This window comes from Streptomyces sp. NPDC026062 (assembly GCF_055568375.1).
In genome coordinates this window covers 1-2,657 of the sequence record NZ_JBVHOQ010000116.1, presented here as the reverse complement: position 1 = coordinate 2,657, position 2,657 = coordinate 1, and the positions used below count along the sequence as shown (strand labels likewise).

Here is a 2,657-nt window from a genome sequence, read left to right as displayed (position 1 = left end):
CGCAATCCACACCGAACCCGGAAGGCCCTCACTCGTTCAAGATCACCCCACCGTGAAACCTGTCACCAACCTCCGTGGACAGAACAGCTAGGGCGTGTGCGACATCGTTCTGGCGGGCGGCACCGAGGCTGCGGTGGTGCCGCTCATCGTCACCGGCTTCAGCCGGATGCGGGCGCTGTCGACCCGCGGGGAGTCGCCGGGGACGGCATCACGCCCGTTCGACACCGACCGCGACGGATTCGTCATCGGGGAGGGCAGCGGGATCCTCGTCCTCGAACGCGCCGACCACGCCGCGGCACGCGGCGCCCGGGTCCGGGCCAGGCTCGTCGGCTACGGCGCCTCCGCAGACGCGTACCACGCGACCGCCCCCGACCCGGCCGGCGCCGGTGTGGAGCGGGCCGTCCGCGCCGCCCTCCTCGACGCAGGTGCCGTTCCGTCGGACGTGGACCACGTCAACGCGCACGGGACGTCGACGCCGCTGAACGACCTGGCCGAGGCAAGGGTCCTGACCCGCTGCCTCGGTCACGGCCCCGCGGTCACCTCCACCAAGGGCGTCCTCGGGCACACGCTCGGCGCAGCCGGGGCGATCGAGGCGGCCCTGACGGTGCTGACACTCGAGAACGGGCTGATCCCGCCGACGGCGAACCTCGAAAGCCAGGACCCGGAGATCGACGTCGACGTGGTGACCAAGGAGGCCCGGCGCCGCCCGGTCGGTCTGGCACTCACGAACTCCTTCGGCTTCGGCGGGCAGAACGCCGTTCTCGCCTTCGCGGCGCATTGATCGGGAGCTGAGCCGAGCACACGAGTACAGGACACGGCCCCAAATGGGGGTGCGGTACGGGTTCGCGTGCCGAACCCCCGGCCCGGAGCCCGCGCCGGTAGGGGTAGACAGCCCCGCCGCGCCCCTTCCCGGCACCCGCGCGGGTCGCGAAGGAGCGCGGCGGCGTCTGCCTCCGAACACCCCGGAGGAGAGCAGCCGATCCGATGACCTGGGGGAACGGTCACTGCGGGTCACCGGCCCGGGGCCTTCAGGACTACAACAGCGAGATCTCGTGTCCTGAGCTGCCGACTGTCGTTCTTCGAACATGGGGGACATACCTGAAGGTGACTGCTGGAAACCCGAGTTGGAGCCGGACTTCGCCCGGATTGCGGGCCGGTTCGGGCAGGCGGACAGGCCGTGGCGCATGCGTGACCACGCGCGGGAACCGCTGGCACCTGTCGGGTGGAAGAGCGGCTGGCAGCGGGCTGGATGGGGCCGGCGACCGTGATCCGGCAGAACGTGCAGTACCTGCACCATCAGGTTCTTCCCCAGGACCAGTCGACCGTCCGCCGATGCCGATGCCGATGCCGATGCCGATGCCCCGCGGCCATGCCTCCTTGAGCTGGGCGCCCGATGGTGGATCTGCTCACGGAACGTGGATCAGCGTCTCCCGGATGACCGCTCTCCGGGCGGAAGTCAGGCGAACTCCTCCACGTACTCCTCAGGCGGACCCAGCTCCGGATGGTCCCTGAGCTCCAGGGTGCCGCCCAGGCCTTCCAGTTCGAGGACGGTGACCGTGTTGGCACCCGCGCACAGCAGCGGTGCCGGGCAGTAGAGGGTGACCTGGGGGCCGATGTCCCAGTGGCGGCCGAGCAGGAAGCCGTTGACCCAGACGAGGCCGTGGCGCGAGCCGGGCAGCGCGAGGAAGGTGTCCGCAGGGGTGTCGACGTGCACTTCGGCCACGGCGAACCCGGTCGCGGGTGCCGCCGCTGAGGACACCTGCATCATCGGCACAGGCACCCCCACCGGCACAGGCACCGACGTGGTCGTGGACGCGGACATGCACGTGGACATGGACGCCGAGCCCGCGCCGAGCGCGTCTGACAGTTCCGCCGAGGACCACTCCTGAAGTGCGACGGGGTGTTGTCCCAGCCCTGCACCATGCGCCGGTCGACGAGGACCGGACCGAGCAGACCCTTGTGACGGCCCACCCCCGGACCGTAGTTGACCCGGCCCAGGTTCTCGACCAGGACCTCCAGACGTATCGGCCGGCCGGTCCCGGGCACCGGAAGCTCCGGCGCGTCGGGGTCCACGACTCCGAGGAGGGCGCCGTCGGCGAAGGCCAGGGCGCGGTCCCGCACGTCGGTGAAGATCAGCCGGTGCTCGCCCGCCGGGATGCGCGGGTGCGCGGTGTGCAGGACCAGGCCGGCGTCGAGCCCGAGCTGTTCGAACGAGGCGGGGAGCGGGGTGGTCGTGGTCTTCGCCGGTACGGCGCGCAGGCCGGTGAGCAGGTCGGCGCGGTGGACCAGCGGGACGCGGGCGGGCGGGAGCGTGGGCAGCTGCTCGGGCGAGCGCAGGGGCCCATGAGCGCCGAGGGCTTCGCGCATCGCGTAGAACTTGGGAGTGAACCGGCCGTCCTCGGCGATGGGAGCGTCGGAGTCGTAGCTCGTGACGACGGGTTCCAGCCGGCCATCGGACTCGTTGGCGCCGGCCCACAGACCGAAGTTCGTGCCGCCGTGTGCCATGTAGATGCTGACGCTGCCGTGGTCGGCGATGATGCCCCGCAGGGTGTGGACCGCGCTCTCCCCGTTATGTTTTCCACGGCTCCGCAACGGGGCCGCTGGCCTCCGGGCCCGGCATGACTTGGTCCCCCTGTCCGAGATGACCTGGGGGGTGG

2 pseudogenes are annotated in these 2,657 nt (G+C 71.1%); one reads left to right on the top strand and one right to left on the bottom strand.

What is annotated here, in order from left to right:
- Positions 1–91 precede the first annotated feature (91 nt).
- Positions 92–781, top strand: a pseudogene (locus ACZ4LX_RS38030) (beta-ketoacyl-[acyl-carrier-protein] synthase family protein); the annotation flags it as partial.
- A 675-nt stretch (positions 782–1,456) separates the two neighbouring features.
- Here the strand turns inward: ACZ4LX_RS38030 and ACZ4LX_RS38025 are convergent.
- Positions 1,457–2,565: pseudogene (locus ACZ4LX_RS38025) on the bottom strand (beta-galactosidase); the annotation flags it as partial.
- Positions 2,566–2,657 lie beyond the last annotated feature (92 nt).